Here is a 15,346-nt window from a genome sequence, read left to right as displayed (position 1 = left end):
GGTGGTGCCGCACGAGGGGATGAGCCGGCGTCGGTGACACGGCGTCGGTGACGGACCGTGCGCGGGCCGATGACCTCCGCGCCCAGGGCGGTGACCTGGGCGTGGAGGGCGCGGTCGGCGGTGACGACCAGGCTGGTCCGGCCCGGGGCGGCGGCCACGGCCTCGGTGACCGGCTCGACGATGCGGTAGGAAGCACTTCTCGGGCGTCCCCCAGGTACGACAAGACCGCCACCTCCTACGAAGCGAGAGGCCAGCCTTGCGTGGTTCCTGCCCTGGGCGAGACCCGCGCCGTCGGTCAGACGGGACGCGCCAGGCGGCGCGGCGGCATCCCCAAGGCCAGACGTAGCTGGCGTTCAAACAGGCGGTTCACTTCCTCGCGGCTCATCGAACCCACGGGCTCCAGCCGCAACAGGCAGCGGGTGCCGATCAGACCCACGAGCACGCTGGAGAAGGCCGCTGCCCGCCTGCGCGCATACCGTCCACCGGCGAGCCGCTTCACTATCTCCCCCTCCCACGCCTCCTTGACCAGGGCCGCGACGGCATCGTCCGGTACGGCGTCCTGGAACATGCTCATGAGGGCAGCACCGGACTGCGGGGCTTCATCGAATGCATGCACATCGCCCTCCTGGGCGCGGCTGCGACAGCAGCCCTGGCCGCCGTAGTCGTCGCCGTGCTCATGGCGCGTCCCGGTCGGCACGACGATTCCAGCGTCCGTCCCGCCCCCGACAGCGAGATCCTCACCCGCATCCGTGTCTGACCCGCCACCCTCACCCGGAGCCGATGCCACAAGTCAGCGGCTCCCTGCGGATGGTGACCGGCCGGTTCCGTCTCTCTGTCGTCAGTCAGGCCCGCGGATGCCCCAGGTACGCAAGCTCGCCGCCGTGGAACTGACCAGCCCATGAGTGCCCGATTCCGCAACTAGCCGTCGGACACCCGATGGCGAGCACGGGACCGGTGTCCTGGCGAAAGACTCCCGTGACATCACCACACGCACGTTCGGCCCTTTCAAAGGCTGCAGTGCACCTGGTCGTGCCGACGCCCAACAGACGCCAACCGCCCTCCAGTGACGGCCTTGTGGGAACCCTCCCTCCCGGCCGTGTCGGTACGGGCAGCCTGCGGGCAGATCGATCGACGCCTCCGCCACCTTCCTGCGGTTCTGCACGGTCCTCAGCATGATCTCCGCGGAGGCGTCCCTCACACGTTCAGCCTGCCGGCGGCCCTGGGCCAGCGACTGTGCAGCTTCCGCACGATCCTGCTCGGTTCCATCACGATCTCCGCGCAGACAGCTGCGATCCGCTCGGCCTGCTTCCGCGCCTCGGCGAGGATCGCATCGGCCTCACGCCGGGCCTGCGCGGTGATCCTATGGGCCTGCTCCGTCAAGCCGCGCGCGAGTGGAATGGGCGCCGCGCGGAGCTGGAGGCGCGCGCATCTCATACGAATGTGCGAGGACTGCCGGAGCCGGGCCGTGGTGGCACACGCGCAGGGCGAAGCCGGCGAACGTGGACCGCTGCGGCCCCGGACGAGCCGGCGTACCGGGTGCTCGCCCGCATCCCGGGAGCACCTCGTGGAGCAGGCGGCCCGACAAAGCCGTGGGGTCCGGCAGAGTCCTTCTGCCATGCTGCTTGCCATGTCCGCACGACATCGAAGACTGCCCCGGCACCGTGCCTGGCCACTGACCTCCACCGACATCAACGAGTGTCTTGGCTCTTACATGAGCCGGGTCACGGACCTGCGGTTCCTCACTGGACATGACAGCGGGACCATCGTCCTGGCAGCGGAATGGATCGCTCCGAACTCCCGCAACTACGGCCGCGGCATCCACCCGGACACGGTCGGCTTCCGCATGGACGTCCACCCGGTCGACGCCACTGAGCGTGCCGCCACCCGAGCTGTTCTGCGAACGAATGCCCTCCCACAACTCCACGAATGGATCACGCAGGCGCTCGCTGCCGACAAGACCTGGCAACTGACTCCGCACCAGCAGTACTGGCGGCTCACCGACGGCCGCCTCACCCACCGCGACGAAGCGTGAACCGAGTCCGGACGACCCCACGCCCCTACAGGCAGCGAGGTGAAGCGTGCGGGTTCGCCACGAACGGAAATCCCGGTGAGATTGATCTGCACACGGCGCTCCGCGATGGTGAGCCGCAGGCGTCGGTCTGGCCGCCTCCACGGCCGGCACCCGCACGGACCAGCCCCTCCTGACGTCCAAGCACATCGCCGCTGTGGTCGCGTGGACCTCGGGGCGTATGGGTGAAGCGGCCGGACGGCGCCGACTACGACGCTGCTCACATGGCCAGCGCGCTTCGCGCCAGCCCGCGCAGCCAGGCGTGGGCGGGGTCGGTGTCGTAGCGCTGATGCCACGACAGGTATATGGGTGCCGACGGCAGGTCGAGCGGGAGGGGTAGCACGACCAGGCCGAGGTCGGCGACCGCTGACCGTGTGGTGGCTTCGGGGACGCTGATCAGAATGTCGGAGCCGCGCGCGAACTCCAGCGCGGCCGCTTCCGTGGGCGCGGTCGCCACTACGCGGCGGGTGAGGCCGAGCCGCGCGAGGGCGTCGTCGATGGCATTGCCGAGGTTTCCACGTCGCGAGACGGTGACGTGCTCAGCGGCGGCGTACCGCTTTGCTGTGACCATCTTGACGCGCGTGAGGGGGTGCCCCTGCCGCACGACGATGACGAGGCGGGTCTCGCCCACGTTCTCGGAACGGATGTCCGGTGCGCTCGGGCGGTTCGCGTTCGCCTCCAGGTCGACCTCGCCGCGCCGCAACTCGGGGGTGTCGATGCTCGATTCCGCAACGAAGCGCAATCGCACGCCCGGCGCCTGTCCGCGCACGGCCGCGAGCAGCGCGGGGCCGCTCAAGGCGACCAGGGAATCGTGCCAGCGGAGTGTGAAAGTGCGCTCCAACGTTGCCAGATCGAGTTCACGGCTCGGTGCCAGCACACCCTGGACCTGGTGCAGCAGTTCATGCACCTGTTCCCGGACGGCGATCGCATACGGCGTCGGGGTCATCGTGCGGCCGGTGCGCACCAGGATCTGATCCCCGGTCGTGCGCCGGAGCCGGCCCAGACTCCGGCTCATCGCGGGGGCGGTGACATGCAGGCGCGCCGCCGCCCCGGCCACACTGCCCTCCTCCAGCAGCGCGTCGAGCGCGGCGAGCAGGTTCAAATCCAATTGCATGTGAGTAATCCTAGCCGTGCCTTACATGCATTTGAAGTTAATTGCAGGGCTGCATACCGTTGAGGCGAAAGCGCAAGAAGCAACGCGCAGTTCGGCCCCCGACCGGCCTCGTCACCCCTCCTCAGACGGGAATACACCATGTCCGAAACGCTTGAGACCACTGACGTCGCCGCCTCCGACGCCGACCTGCTCGCCCAGACCGCGATCGCCGTGCGTGAGGCGGGTTCGGCGCTGCGCGAGCGCTTTGGCGAGGTGGCCCGCTACGAGACCCGCGAAGAGCTGATGCGCGCGCTCGCCGCCAACGACGACACGGCCCTCGCCATCCTGCGCCCCCGCCTCACACGCCTGCGCCCGAACGCCGGCTGGGTGGAGGACGAACTGGACGGCGGGGCGCTGCCGTCCGGTGAATGGTGGGTCGTGGATCCGGCCGAAGGCAACGTCAACCACCTGCACGCCCTGCCGGAGTGGGCGGTGACCGCCACCCTCGTACGGGAGAACCAGCCGGTGCTCACCGCGGTCCACCTGCCGTTGACCGGCGAGACCTACACCGCGCTCGACGGCGCGGGCGCCCAGCTCGACGGCCGGCCGTTGCACGTCTCCCAGACCGCGGGCCTCGGCCTGAGCATCGTGGCCACCAGCCAGGCCCGGCCGGACGAGGACGCAGAGGTCGTGCGGCGCGTCGGCTCCTCGATCACCGCGATGCTCTTCGACGCGCTCGTCGTCCGCGTCGCCGTGCCCGCGACCCTGCACCTGCTGAACGTGGCCGCCGGCCGGATCGACGCCTTCTGGCAGTTCGCCGGCGCCCGTGCGGACCTGCTTCCCGGAGCGCTGCTCGTCACCGAGGCCGGCGGACGGATCTCCGACGCCGAGGGCCGCCCCTGGACCCCACAGAGCCAGAGCTTCCTGGCTGCCGCGCCCGGCGTCCACGCCGAGGCCGTATCCACGCTCTCGCGCTGAGCGCGCACCGCAACCCGCACGCACGGAAGGACCAGATCATCATGACCACGATCGCAGTTCTCGGAAACGGCCGCGTCGGCGGCAACCTGGCGGAAGCCCTCACCAGGGCAGGACACGAAGTGACCGTGGCGGACCGTACGCCGGGCGCCGCCGCCGACGGTGCCCGGACTGCCCGGATCGTCATCAACGCCACCCCGGGTGCCGGCTCGTTGGACCGGCTGGCCGCTCTGCGCGAAGAACTCCGGGGCAAAATCCTCGTCGACGTCTCCAACGCCACCACCGACGGACCGGACGGACTGCCCGCCGATCTGATCTACCCCGGTTCGAGCCTTGCCGAACAACTCCAGGAAGCGCTCCCGGAAACGCGCGTCGTCAAGACACTCAACACCATGCTTTTCCCGGTGATGACCTCGCCGGCCACGCTCCGCAAGACGCCGACCGCGTTCCTCTCGGGCGAGGACCCGCAGGCCAAGCAGACCGTCCGCGAACTGCTCACCGACCTCGGCTGGCAAAAGGAATGGATCACCGACCTGGGCGGCATCCAGACCGCCCGCGCCACCGAGGCCGCGATCCTGTTCGTACCGCACGTCATCCGGTCCTCCGGGTTCACACCCTTCGCGATCTCCATCGCCCGCTGACTGTCGCCCTGCGCCGGGCTTCGGTGTTCCTCGCGGGCTATGGCCCCGCCGAGTCGCCGCGGCCAGAACCTAGGGTTCGGGAGGCCGGCCCCGGTACGTACGCGCGCGGCCACTCAACGGCCCTCAGCGTCCCGACCCGGTACCCGCGACGCGCAATCGAGCGTCACCAGCCTGCGAGGGCGAGCAGCTGGTGCATCCACAGGGATGTCTCCGCTGGAACGACCGGGCGGCGGACCCGGGAGCCATCCGGCCCCGAAGTGACAGTGGCCGTTTGAGTCGACTGGGGGATGTATGGACCGCGCGGGCGGAGTCGCTCTCGTCAACACGGCCGGCGGTAAGGCAGTTTGCCGAGGTACTGCCGCCACTGGTCGTGAGTGAGGGACTGACCGGCGTACGCGCATGCGTTGGTGACCAGTCGGTCGAAATCGGTCGGCAGCGTGTGGGCGGACCCGTCGAACACGCCGGTGACCATATGCCTTCCGTCCGGAGTGAACCTGAGCCCCAGCACCGCGGTCGTGAAGCCCGCGAGCACGGTCTCCTTCCGCGGCCGCCGCGGTGAGGAGACCCGCCAGATGCGGGCCGTGCGGTCGTCGCTGCCTGCTGCCAGCATGCGGCCGTCGGGGCTGAACTCGACATCGCCGACCACGTCGGTGGGTCCGTCCAGCGCGGCGAGCATCACCGGACGGCGGGTTCCTGTGACCTGCCACAGTTTCACGGGACGGTCTCCGCCGCCCGCCGTGGCGAGGACGGAGGTGCGCGGGTTGAAGGCGACGGAGAGGGCGGTCGTGGTGTGCGCTTGCCAGTCGGCGCGCTCCACAGGGTGCTTCGGGGACGTCGTGTCCCAGAGGATGACGCGTTCGTCACCGCCTCCGGCGGTCGCCAGCAGCCGTCCGTCCGGGCTGAAGGCCACCGACCTGACCTCGTCCCGATGGCCCCGCAAGCTGACGCCGCGGACAGGTTTCCTGACGGAGCGGGTGTTCCACAGCACCACGTCCCCGTCGCTGCCGGCGCTCACGAGGGTCTGTCCGTCCGGGCTGAAGGCCAGGGCGCGTACCGTCTTCGTAGGCGTCCGCAGCGTGGAAAGCCGGCGCGGCCGGCGCGGGTCGGCGATGTCCCACAGAGCGAGCGTTCCGTCGGCGCCGGCGCTGGCCAGTACGGAGCGGCCGGGGTGCATGGCAAGCGCGTAGACGGCGTCCTTGTGAGCGGTCAGCACAGCGGTCTCGCGGGGTGCACGGGGAGCGCGCATGTCCCACAGGCGGACGGTGCGGTCTCGGCCTCCCGTCGCCAGGACGGTGCCGTCGTGGCTGACGTCGACGGCGTACATCTCCGCCCGGTGCGCGGTCCAAGTGGACATCAGAGTGCTGAGGAGCGCGTCGCGGCTGTGCCGGCCGGGCCTCAGCCGGTAGGCGGCCAGAGCGATCTGTGCGGCAAGGTCCGGTGACCGGCGCGACAGCCCGATCGCTGTCGTGCTCGCGTTGTAGGCGACGGCTTCGTCACGCTGGGCCGTGACCTCCCGGTCGGCGTGCACCGCGAGGAGGGAGGTCGTTGTCGACACCACGAGAAGCACCGCCGAGGCGGCGATCATCAGACGCCGTCGGCGCCTGCGCCGGGCGGCTGCCGCCAGTTCCGAGCCCTCGGCCGCCAGACTCGCGTCGAGGAACGCCCTCTCGTCCGCGGTGAGCCCGACGTCCTTCGACCCGGCCAGGGGGCGAGCCGCTTCCAGTCGTGCGCCTCGCAGCAGGGCGCCCGGGTCCTGCTCCAGGTGCGCCCAGGTCGTGGCCGCTTCCGTCAGCTGCCGACGGGCGCGCAGAACCTCGCGGTCCTCCGCGAGCCATCCGCCGAGCCGTGGCCACCAGCGGATGAGTGCTTCGTGCGTCAGTTCCACGTGCTGACCATCGATGGTGATCAGTCGCTCGGCGGCGGCGCGATCGACGATCGTCGTGGTGTCGGAGTCGGGGGACAGTTCGCAGCGGTCGATACGGCGCTTGGTGTCCTCGACTCCCTCCCCGACGGCGACGAGCCGCAGGAAGAGGTGCCGGGCCGCTTCCTTCTGCCGGGCGCTGAACGCCTCGTAGAACCGTTCGGCGGTGTGGGCCAGGGCGTGCTCGATGGAGCCTGCGGTCCGGCAGGCCTCCATGGTCAACAAGGTGCCCCGGCGATGCCTCCAGGTCTCCAGGAGCGCGTGGGAGAGCAGCGGAAGCATCCCTGCGTTGCCCTGGGCCTGGGCGATCAGGTAGGCCAGCAGCCGCCCCTCGACTCGGCAGCCGACCGCCTCCGCAGGGCGGCAGATGGCCCGGTGGAGCTCCTCGCTGTCCATCGGGCCGAGCGTCACCATCGCGGCGTCGAGGGCGCTGGCGAGGCCGGCGTGCCCGATGCAGTGCGCGTAGAAGTCCGCCCGGACTCCCACGACGACGCGACACGCACTGTTCTCGGCCCGGGCCGCCAGGAGGAGAGCGTCGAGGAAGCGGTCACGCTCCTCGTCACGGGAGCAGAGGGTGAAGAGTTCCTCGAACTGGTCGATGACCAGAACCACCTCGCCCCGCTCCGGCCCCCCGGTGACGATCTGACGCAGGATGAGGTGCAGATTTGCGGGGTCTGCCCACACCTCCCGGAGCAGGCAGCCGGGCGTGGTGGCCACATGAGCCGCCAGACGTACCGCCAGTTCCTCCAGTGGCCGGGCGCCCGGTGTGAGGGTGACGACCGCCTGACCCCCGGATCGCAGGGACGGTAACAGCCCCGCGTGCAGCACCGAGGACTTCCCGGCTCCCGAAGCGCCGAAGAGGGCGACGAAGCGCTGCTCCGCGATCCGTCCGCGCAACTGCTCGACCACGCGTTCGCGCCCGAAGAAGAACCGACTGTGCCGTGAGCCGAAGGAGGCGAGCCCCGGGTAGGGCGAGTCGTCCCGCATCGGTCGGGGAGCGGTGGCATCAGCCGCGCTGCTCTCGGAAGCGATGCCGGCGGCCGTTTCGTGCCAGAGGGCCTCCCACCGCTCCGGGTCGCCGCCACAGGCACTGACATAGCCACGGGTCACTTCGAGGGACGGCAGCTTCCGGCCCGAGGCAGCGCTTGACAGAGTCGCCACCGAATAGTGCGCGCGGACCGCGAGATCGCGGTAGGAGGGACTACCCGCGGCCCGGCGAAGTTCCCTCAGTTCCGCGGCGAACCGCACCACCGGGCCGTCGCCCTCAGGAAGCGGTGACTCTCTACGCGCCATGTTTCCCCCGATCCGAGCTGGTCTGCGACAAGTGTCGTCGCCCGTCGAGGTCACCGGTGGAGGGGCGCTGATTTTCGGCTCCATTGTCACCGTCGGGTGTGGCGGGGTTCGGCCCCCCGTTCGGCTGCGACGCCTCAACGCGTCCACCCGCGAGCCGTCTTTGGCCGGACGGGCTCGGAGGGCAGAACGGCCACGTGATGTTCGGCGGTTGATTGTTCACCGCCGCCGTCCGGACACCGAACAGAGAATTCCGGCTATCCCTGTGCCGAGGCACGGGGACGGCCCCGGGCCCACTACCCCTCACAGTGGAGGTTCGATGCGTTCGGTACTTGTCGCAGCAGCAGCGGTGTTCGGCCTGGTTGCAGGAAGCGGCGCGGCCGCCGGGGCCACGGAGACGGCTCGTGTGGCCGAGGCGAACTGGGCATGCGCGAAGGACGTGTGTCTGCGCGTGGGCAGCGAGGCCCAGATGAGGGATGCGCGCGGATGCAACCACAAGGTGTGCATCAGCGTGACCGGCAACGCCTCCGGCTACACGACCCGCGGCAGTTACAGCGGCACCAACCGGTTCTACGGCCACATCAACGTGTGGGGCCCCAACATGAGGGTCAACGGCCAGGACAGCGCCTATCCCGGCGTCGTGGGGTCCGGCAGGGGAACCGGTCAGACCTGCGCCGAGGGGTGGGAGCTCTCCGGTGGCACGTACACCTCCGTCGGACTGCCCTGCAAGGACGTCAGCTGACGCAGCTGACGCGGTGGACGGGACCCTGACGACCAGGTGAGCTGCGGCCGGTCCCGACCGGAGATCGGCCACAGCTCACCTGGGCACGCAGCCTCGGCAAGGCGTGGCCGGGCTTGTCACGTCCCCGACGGCGGCAGCCCATCAATGCCGGCCCAGGCCTCAGGGTCCGGGTTCTTGTGGAACTGACCGCTGGAACACGGTTCGTGGCCGTTGCCGCCCTGGCCGCGGCCAGGGCCGGGGACGCCGTCGCCGACGGCTACGCGACCGTGCTGTGCCGCCTCGTTCGAAGCCGGCCCTGAGCTGCTGGTGCGCTGGTCCTGAGCCGCTGGTCCGCCGGTCATGAGCCGCTGGTCCGCCGGCTCAGGGGCGCCCGCCGGTCGTCCGTCCGCGTTCCAGGGCCGCCCCGGGACGGGTACCGCCGTTCCGGGTCTGATCGGGACGGGTACCGCCGTCCCGCCGCGGCGCGCACCGACTCGGGCTCCACTTGTCACCCTCCCGGATGTTGCTGTCCGGATGGTCGCGTCCCGGTCGGGCTCTGGCCGCGCCCACGCCGCCCGCTGCCGGGCCTTGGCCACGCCGCCGGTCGGCCGCCGCTGCTCACCCCGGTCCGCCGGTTCGCTGCCGGGCGCCGGCCCTTGGCCGCTCCCGCGCTCCGGACCACCGCGTCCGGCGCCGCCGCCGTCCTGCCCCGCTGGCCCGGCCGCCTTCGCCGCCCGGCCCCTGGCCCCGCGCCCCTTGGCCGCGCCGATCAGCCGTTCGCGCAGACGTTCAGCCATCACTGCCTCCATCGATCAGAGCGCTGTTTCGTTCCGGATGGCCAGCCGGCACCGCCGCTGACCGCTGGACTCAGCCCGCCCGTGAGGATGATCCAGAAGCCCGCCGGAATCCGGTCGGCCCGTTACGCCGTCCGGGTGCCTGGTGTGGGGATGACGGCGGCTCGTTGACACCGGCCACCCCCTGCTCGGGGGCGACTCCATACCTGCTCAGTCGATCTCCCCGTCCAGAGGGCACCTGCCCTGCGCACGGACGCCACGGTCGCTGTCCGGCTGGCCGGTGGCCGGAGAGGCTGCCTCGCATGCCATGCCCGGCGGGCACGTGGCGCCTCTGACTGCTTCGATGGTAGAAGCGGGAAGGGAGACGCTGGTGTCTGTGGTCCGGTCGTTGTCGCCTGAGAGCGTGACCGAGCTGACCCGGGCGCTGGACCTGAGCGGGGTGTTCGCCAACGGCACGCTCGGCGGGGTGCTGGCCCGGGCCCGTCGTCTGGACCTGTTCGGCTTCCTGGTCATCGGCATCGTCTCCGGCCTGGGCGGCGGGATCCTCCGCGACACCCTGCTGCAGCACGGCACACCTGTGGCCCTGACCGACTACACCTATCTCGCGGTCGCCACCGCCGGCACCCTGCTGGCCTTCCTAGCCGATCTGAGCCGCCCCACCTCCGGTTGGGTCTTCAACCTCCTGGATGCCTCGGCGCTCAGCGTCTGGGCGGTCGCCGGCGCCCAGAAGACGCTCGCGGTCGGCCTGGGCTGGTTGCCGGCCGTGTTGCTGGGCACCATCACAGCGGTCGGCGGCGGGGCGATCCGGGACCTGCTGCTCGCGCGGACGCCTTCCATCCTCGGCGGCACCCCGTTGTACGCGACCGTCGCGATGGTGGTGAGCGCGGTGATGGTGGTCTGCAGCCGACTCGGTGCATCCACCGTAGGTGTCTTGGCCGGAGTCACGGTAGGTATCTCGCTGCGGCTGGCCGCGTCCCACTGGGGCTGGAAGCTGCCGAACAGCCGCGACTGGCGGCCGGGGTCAGCCAAGGACCGGGACCCCTGACGGGAACGGCCGCTGCGCTCACCCACCGAGATGCAGGAGTACACAGCCATGACACCCAAAGGCTCCGCAGATGCTGTTCTGGCCGGGCTCGATGACATCCGGTCCGACCTCGAAGAGGTGTACAAGGATGTGCACGCCCATCCCGAGCTGGGGCACCAGGAGCACCGCACCGCGACCGGTGTGGCGGAGCGCCTGAGGAACTGCGGCTACCGGGTGCAGGAGGGGATCGGCGGCACCGGTGTGGTCGGTGTGCTGGCCAACGGGGAGGGTGCGACCGTTTTGCTGCGGGCCGACATGGATGCCTTGCCGGTTCTTGAGGAGACCGGTCTGACCTACGCCAGCACGGCCGAAGCCACGGACGCTTCGGGCCGGCGGGTGCCTGTGGGGCATGCCTGCGGACACGACATGCACGTGACTTGCCTGCTGGGAGCGGCGCGGCTCATGTCCGCCGTGCCGTGGGCGTGGCAGGGCACGCTGGTGGCCTTGTTCCAACCTGCCGAAGAGCCGGGGGACGGTGCTGACCGGATGCTCGCCGATGGGCTGACCGACCGGGTTCCCCGCCCAGACGTCGCGTTTGCCCAGCATGTGCTTCCCTATCCGGCCGGGCAGGTCGGCACGCGCGCCGGGTCCTTCCTCTCCGCGGCGGACAATGTGAAGATCATTGTTCATGGCCGGGGCGCTCACGGCTCGGCACCGCAGGCCGCCATCGACCCCGTGGTGATCGCCTCGATGATCGTCGTCCGTCTCCAGACGATCGTCTCGCGCGAGTTGGCCGCCACCCAGCCGGCCGTGGTCACGGTGGGCTCCGTCCAGGCGGGCACGAGCGGCAACGTGATTCCGGAGACGGCCGATCTGCTGGTGAACGTGCGCACCTACGACGACGAGACCCGGCGCGCTGTCCTGTCCGCCGTGCGGCGCATCGCCCATGCCGAGTGCGACGCCTCCGGGGCGACTCGCGCGCCGCAGATCGAGGAGGGCACCCGTTTCCCGCCGACCGTCAACGACGACGCGGTCACCCGCGAGGTCTCCGCCGCTTTCGCCGCGATGTTCGCAGAGCGCGCGGTCACTGCCGAGCTCCAGAGCGCCAGTGAGGACTTCAGCCGGATCCCGGACGCCTTCGGTACCCCGTACACCTACTGGGCCCTGGGCTGTGTCGATCCGGATACCTACCAGGCCGCACGGCAAGGCGGCACCCTGGCCCGGGACATCCCGGCCAACCACAGCCCCCGCTTCGCCCCCGTGCTGCAGCCCACACTGGACAGCGGCGTCCAGGCACTGGTCACAGCGGCGCTCACCCACCTCGCCAAACCGGGCCGCACAAGCCGATGAGCCTTCCGACCGTTTCGCCTGTGTTGCCTTGAAGTGCCGACACGGTGGGCCGCGAGGCGGTCGATTGCTGCTGTGCGGGCCCTCCGTCGAGGAGTGCGGGCAGGCCGTGGTGGATGCACTCGGTCGCCTGGAGGGCTCTGCCAGCACGCGCTCCGCTCCCGGCCGTGGTTTCATTCCTTGCGGAACTCCCGGTCCGCCCGAGGCCATCCGATTTGGAATTCTTTGAGATTCCGATCAAGGATCTACCCCTCTGCAGTTACGACTACGACAGCGACTACCCTGCCGAGGGCAAGGCGCTCAAGGATGCCATCGCCTCCGCCGACGCCGTCCTATTCGTGACCCCGGAGTGCAACCGGTCCATTCCCGGCGCTCTCAAAAACGCCATCGACTGGGCCAGTCGTCCATGGGGTAGCAACTCATTCGCACGCAAACCCTCCGCTGTGATCGGAGCGTCCCCCGGCGCCCTCGGCACTGCCCTCGCCCAGCAGAGCCTGCGCGGCGTGCTCAGCTTCTGCGATTCGCCGCAAATGAACGCACCGGAGGCGTACGTCAGGTTCAATAGCGATGCTTTCACCAGCGATGGAGAAGTCGTCGACAGTCGAACGGAGCATTTTCTCCGGGACTTCATGAAAGAATTCCGGGATCACGTTGTCCGGGTTCTCACCGTACTTCCGCGAGAAGCCTGAGCGCGCCATCAGCGTTCGTTACGCTAGACGAGAGGCGACATGAAGGGGTTCATGTGGGTCAGCCACGAATGAACCCCTGAGCCAGGACAAATGGCTGATCTTCGTTCCGGTCCGAGGCAAGGACGAGGCCAGACGGACGGTCGACATCCTCCGATCGCACGGAGGTAGCGAGATTTTCCACTTCCGCCGATGGGCAGTGCAGTTCTTTCCCCCGAATTATCGATTGAAGCCGTAAGGGACTGCGCTGCCTGTCGGGCCGTGAGCCCTGCGGTTCCCGGCGCCGGCAGAGTAGGCGGGAGCATGCGGCCGCCAGTCTGGACGATCTGACCGCCTTCCTGGCCCGCCTGACCCCCTTGATGCTGCGTTCTTCCGGCGAGGGCGCCTACTCCATGGAGCGGGCTGTTTGAGGGCTGGGGGCGTCGGGGCGAGCTGGGCCGCCAGCAGAAGAGGGGGATGCGAGACGGGAATCTGCTGCCGTGGTGCAGAGGGCGACACCGGCGACTACGTCCGGACATCGGCCGGCGTCCCGCCCCGGGGAGACGGCGTCCACTGATCCGTGCCGCGTTCGCCCTGCTTGTCGCCTCGGCCCCCGGCGCGGAGGTCGTCGGTGAGACCGGCGCGGGCCTTGAGGCCGTGGAACTGGTGCGCGCCCGCCGGGCCAACGTCGTCGTCATGAAGGTCCGCATGCCCGACCTGGACGGCATCGAGGCGACCGGGCTGGTCGCCGCCGACGAGGACCTGGCGGACGTGAAGGTGCTGGTCCTCACCGCGTACGGCACAGGCGAGAGCATCGTGGAGACCCTGCGAGGGGGCGCCTCCGGTTCCTGGTGATGGACATCCGGCCCGGCGGAGTCCTCGATGTGATCCGCACCGTGGCGGCCGGGGAGGCCCTGCTCCTGCCCGGCCTGACGGCCCGCTTGATCGAGCGGTTCCTGCGCAGCCCCGCGCTCGCGGCGGTGGGCGGCGGCGGTCCCGGCTGCCTGTCCGGGCGGGAGCGGCAGGTCCTCGCCCTGGTCACCCGCTGCCTCACCAACACGGAGATCGCCGACTCCCTCGGGCTGAGTCCGCTGACCGCGAAGACCCACGTGGGCCGCGCCATGGGCAAGCTGAGCGCGCGGGACCGAGTGCACCTGGTCGATCGTGGCCTACGGGGCTGGTGGCGCCGGGCGACCGTCAGGCGCAGTAGATGTCCGTGGCCGGCCGCTGCCCGGTCGCCAGGAAGCGGGAGACCACACGGTCGCCGCAAGCGTTGCCGTTGGCGAGGAAGGCGTCGTGCCCGACGGAGTTCACCGTCACCATGACCGCGCGTCGGCCGAACGCCTCCCGGAGCTTTTGGGCGCCGCTGAGCGGGGTCGCGACGTCCCGCTCGTTCTGGACGAGCAGGATGTCGGACGGCCCCCGGCCGGTGATCCGCACCGGCGCCTCACGCGGCGGATACGGCCAGGCGGCGCACGTCATCGCGTTGCGGGGCATGCCGGCGGTGAGCGGATACTTGGCGCGGCTCTCGGCGACGTCCTTCTCGTACACGGCCTTCGACGTGGGCCACGCGACGTCGTTGCACAGCGTGCCGGCGCCGACGGCGGCGACGTTCTGCAGGACGGCCTCGGGCGGCGCCGCGGGCGCGGGTGGCACGGTGCCCTGCTGGGCGGCCCGCATCAGCTTGGCGAGCGTGGGATAGCGGCTGGGGGAGTAGAGGCTGTCCAGCATGGTCTGGCGCAGGACGTTGCCGTTCAGCTCCTCCGGGTTGGCGCCGGGCCAGGGGAGGGGTTCCCGGTCGAGGCGGGCCGCCAGCCGCAGGAACAGCGGCCGGACGTCGGCGGCCCTGCTCGCGACGCGGTCCGGGTTGTCCGGCTTCGACGCCCACGCGGCGAAGTCGGGGAAGGTGTCCTCCACGCCCTGCTCGTGCCCGGCCAGCCAGGCGCGGGCGACGCGGGTGGGATCAGGGTTGTCGTTGCTGTCCAACACGATGCGGTCGGTGCGGTGCGGGAACAACTGCGCGTACACGGCTCCGACGTACGTCCCGTACGACACGCCCCACGCGGAGAGTTTGCGCTCGCCGAGCGCGGCGCGGAGGCGGTCGATGTCGCGGGCCTCGTTGGCGGTGCTGAGGTGCCGGATCAGTTCGCCGCCGTTCGCGGCACAGGCGTCGGCCATGCGGCGGGCGGCGGCCATGTTCTCGTCCACCGAGCCGTCGGCGGCGGGCCAGGGGCGGAGCTTGGAGGTGGCGAGGTCGCCGTGGTCGAGCCCGCAGTCGACGGGCGTGGACGGGGCGAGCCCGCGTGGGGCGAAGCCGACCAGGTCGTAGGCGTCCAGGACGTCCTGGGGGAGTCTTTGCCCTCTCCCCGAGGGGTCGTTCAGGCTGGAGCCGCCCGGCCCGCCGGGGATCAGAAGCAGGGTGCCGCGCCGGGCCTCGGGATTCTTGCTCGGGATGCGCGAGACGGCGATGTCGATGCGGGGACTGTCGGGGTCGGCGTAGTCCATGGGGACCCGGAGGGTGGCACACTGCTGGCGGGGGTCGATGCCGGAGCCCTCGCAGGCGGTCCAGGCGAGGCCCTCGGAGTGGCTCGCGGCCACGGAGGCGGTCACGGGCGCGGTGACGGCCAGAAGGGCGGTGGAGACGCCGACGATGGCGACGTTGCGGATGGTGCGCTTGGGCTGCGTCATACGACGAGCTTCGCGGATCTCACGGGGCCGCCCCATCCGGGCAACAACCTGAAACGCCTTGGGGTTTACCCCACCATCCCCCTGACGGACTCCACCCGGACTGCGGCCCCGGCGAGGAC

Annotated in this window: 13 protein-coding genes and 1 pseudogene; 9 read left to right on the top strand and 5 right to left on the bottom strand. The window is 70.4% G+C overall.

Going from position 1 to position 15,346, the window contains the following annotated elements; all coding sequences use genetic code 11:
• Nucleotides 1-295: 295 nt before the first annotated feature.
• Nucleotides 296-616 (bottom strand): hypothetical protein, encoded by a 321-nt coding sequence (locus IG05_RS0117015; protein ID WP_051789960.1) that lies wholly within the window; start codon nt 614-616, stop codon nt 296-298.
• Between IG05_RS0117015 and IG05_RS47845 the strand changes: the two genes are divergently transcribed.
• Nucleotides 611-757, top strand: coding sequence for a hypothetical protein (locus tag IG05_RS47845; protein ID WP_158838930.1), 147 nt, complete (start codon nt 611-613; stop codon nt 755-757). The two genes, IG05_RS0117015 and IG05_RS47845, sit on opposite strands and share 6 nt — an antisense overlap.
• 437 nt (nt 758-1,194) lie before the next feature.
• On the opposite strand, the gene IG05_RS0117005 is transcribed toward IG05_RS47845, so the two are convergent.
• Complete coding sequence (locus tag IG05_RS0117005; RefSeq protein ID WP_158838928.1) at nt 1,195-1,380, bottom strand: hypothetical protein; 186 nt, start codon at nt 1,378-1,380, stop codon at nt 1,195-1,197.
• Nucleotides 1,381-1,615: 235 nt separating this feature from the next.
• Here IG05_RS0117005 and IG05_RS0117000 point away from each other — a divergent pair, with 235 nt between their 5' ends.
• Nucleotides 1,616-2,032, top strand: a complete 417-nt coding sequence (locus IG05_RS0117000) for a hypothetical protein (RefSeq protein ID WP_234335885.1) — start codon at nt 1,616-1,618, stop codon at nt 2,030-2,032.
• Between the two features lie 256 nt (nt 2,033-2,288).
• Here the strand turns inward: IG05_RS0117000 and IG05_RS0116995 are convergent, their stop codons facing one another.
• A complete protein-coding gene (locus tag IG05_RS0116995; RefSeq protein WP_030343411.1) occupies nt 2,289-3,182 on the bottom strand; it encodes a LysR family transcriptional regulator in 894 nt (297 codons plus the stop codon).
• A gap of 138 nt (nt 3,183-3,320) precedes the next feature.
• Between IG05_RS0116995 and IG05_RS0116990 the strand changes: the two genes are divergently transcribed.
• A complete protein-coding gene (locus IG05_RS0116990; protein ID WP_030343410.1) occupies nt 3,321-4,139 on the top strand; it encodes a 3'(2'),5'-bisphosphate nucleotidase CysQ in 819 nt (272 codons plus the stop codon).
• Between the two features lie 41 nt (nt 4,140-4,180).
• On the top strand, nt 4,181-4,777 hold the full coding sequence (locus tag IG05_RS0116985) for an NADPH-dependent F420 reductase (RefSeq protein ID WP_030343408.1): 597 nt from the start codon (nt 4,181-4,183) through the stop codon (nt 4,775-4,777).
• A gap of 319 nt (nt 4,778-5,096) precedes the next feature.
• Here the strand turns inward: IG05_RS0116985 and IG05_RS0116980 are convergent, their stop codons facing one another.
• Entirely contained in the window at nt 5,097-7,685 is a 2,589-nt protein-coding gene (locus IG05_RS0116980; protein ID WP_051789957.1) for a hypothetical protein, read from the bottom strand.
• 622 nt (nt 7,686-8,307) lie between these two features.
• On the opposite strand from IG05_RS0116980, the gene IG05_RS0116975 reads away from it, so the two are divergent.
• From IG05_RS0116975 to IG05_RS42305, 5 genes and pseudogenes are all read left to right on the top strand, one after another.
• Nucleotides 8,308-8,730 carry a hypothetical protein gene (locus IG05_RS0116975; protein ID WP_158838926.1) on the top strand — a complete coding sequence of 141 codons (423 nt, stop codon included), beginning with the start codon at nt 8,308-8,310 and terminating at the stop codon, nt 8,728-8,730.
• A 1,176-nt stretch (nt 8,731-9,906) separates the two neighbouring features.
• Nucleotides 9,907-10,548: a trimeric intracellular cation channel family protein gene (locus IG05_RS0116970; protein ID WP_234335884.1), complete on the top strand. Its 642-nt coding sequence runs from the start codon at nt 9,907-9,909 to the stop codon at nt 10,546-10,548.
• Nucleotides 10,549-10,596: 48 nt separating this feature from the next.
• The gene (locus IG05_RS0116965; RefSeq protein ID WP_030343402.1) at nt 10,597-11,877 is read left to right on the top strand and encodes an amidohydrolase; all 1,281 of its coding nucleotides are present in this window, start codon (nt 10,597-10,599) and stop codon (nt 11,875-11,877) included.
• Nucleotides 11,878-12,041: 164 nt separating this feature from the next.
• Nucleotides 12,042-12,563 carry an NADPH-dependent FMN reductase gene (locus tag IG05_RS0116960; RefSeq protein ID WP_234335883.1) on the top strand — a complete coding sequence of 174 codons (522 nt, stop codon included), beginning with the start codon at nt 12,042-12,044 and terminating at the stop codon, nt 12,561-12,563.
• 513 nt (nt 12,564-13,076) lie between these two features.
• Nucleotides 13,077-13,721 (top strand): annotated as a pseudogene (locus IG05_RS42305) (LuxR C-terminal-related transcriptional regulator); the annotation flags it as partial.
• Between the two features lie 15 nt (nt 13,722-13,736).
• Here IG05_RS42305 and IG05_RS0116950 read toward each other — a convergent pair.
• Nucleotides 13,737-15,227, bottom strand: coding sequence for an alpha/beta hydrolase (locus IG05_RS0116950; protein WP_030343399.1), 1,491 nt, complete (start codon nt 15,225-15,227; stop codon nt 13,737-13,739).
• Between the last annotated feature and the right edge of the window lie 119 nt (nt 15,228-15,346).

It is taken from the genome of Streptomyces sp. NRRL S-1022 (genome assembly GCF_000720135.1).
Taxonomy (GTDB): domain Bacteria; phylum Actinomycetota; class Actinomycetes; order Streptomycetales; family Streptomycetaceae; genus Streptomyces.
This window is presented reverse-complemented; position numbering and strand designations above follow the sequence as displayed.

What these genes read in the sequence shown, in the direction of transcription:
- IG05_RS47845 (WP_158838930.1), top strand. Translation starts at nt 611, where the DNA reads ATGCACATCGCCCTCCTGGGCGCGGCTGCGACAGCAGCCCTGGCCGCC.
- IG05_RS0117000 (WP_234335885.1), top strand. Translation starts at nt 1,616, where the DNA reads ATGCTGCTTGCCATGTCCGCACGACATCGAAGACTGCCCCGGCACCGT.
- IG05_RS0116995 (WP_030343411.1), bottom strand. Translation starts at nt 3,182, where the DNA reads ATGCAATTGGATTTGAACCTGCTCGCCGCGCTCGACGCGCTGCTGGAG.
- IG05_RS0116990 (WP_030343410.1), top strand. Translation starts at nt 3,321, where the DNA reads ATGTCCGAAACGCTTGAGACCACTGACGTCGCCGCCTCCGACGCCGAC.
- IG05_RS0116985 (WP_030343408.1), top strand. Translation starts at nt 4,181, where the DNA reads ATGACCACGATCGCAGTTCTCGGAAACGGCCGCGTCGGCGGCAACCTG.
- IG05_RS0116980 (WP_051789957.1), bottom strand. Translation starts at nt 7,685, where the DNA reads ATGCGGGACGACTCGCCCTACCCGGGGCTCGCCTCCTTCGGCTCACGG.
- IG05_RS0116975 (WP_158838926.1), top strand. Translation starts at nt 8,308, where the DNA reads ATGCGTTCGGTACTTGTCGCAGCAGCAGCGGTGTTCGGCCTGGTTGCA.
- IG05_RS0116965 (WP_030343402.1), top strand. Translation starts at nt 10,597, where the DNA reads ATGACACCCAAAGGCTCCGCAGATGCTGTTCTGGCCGGGCTCGATGAC.
- IG05_RS0116950 (WP_030343399.1), bottom strand. Translation starts at nt 15,227, where the DNA reads ATGACGCAGCCCAAGCGCACCATCCGCAACGTCGCCATCGTCGGCGTC.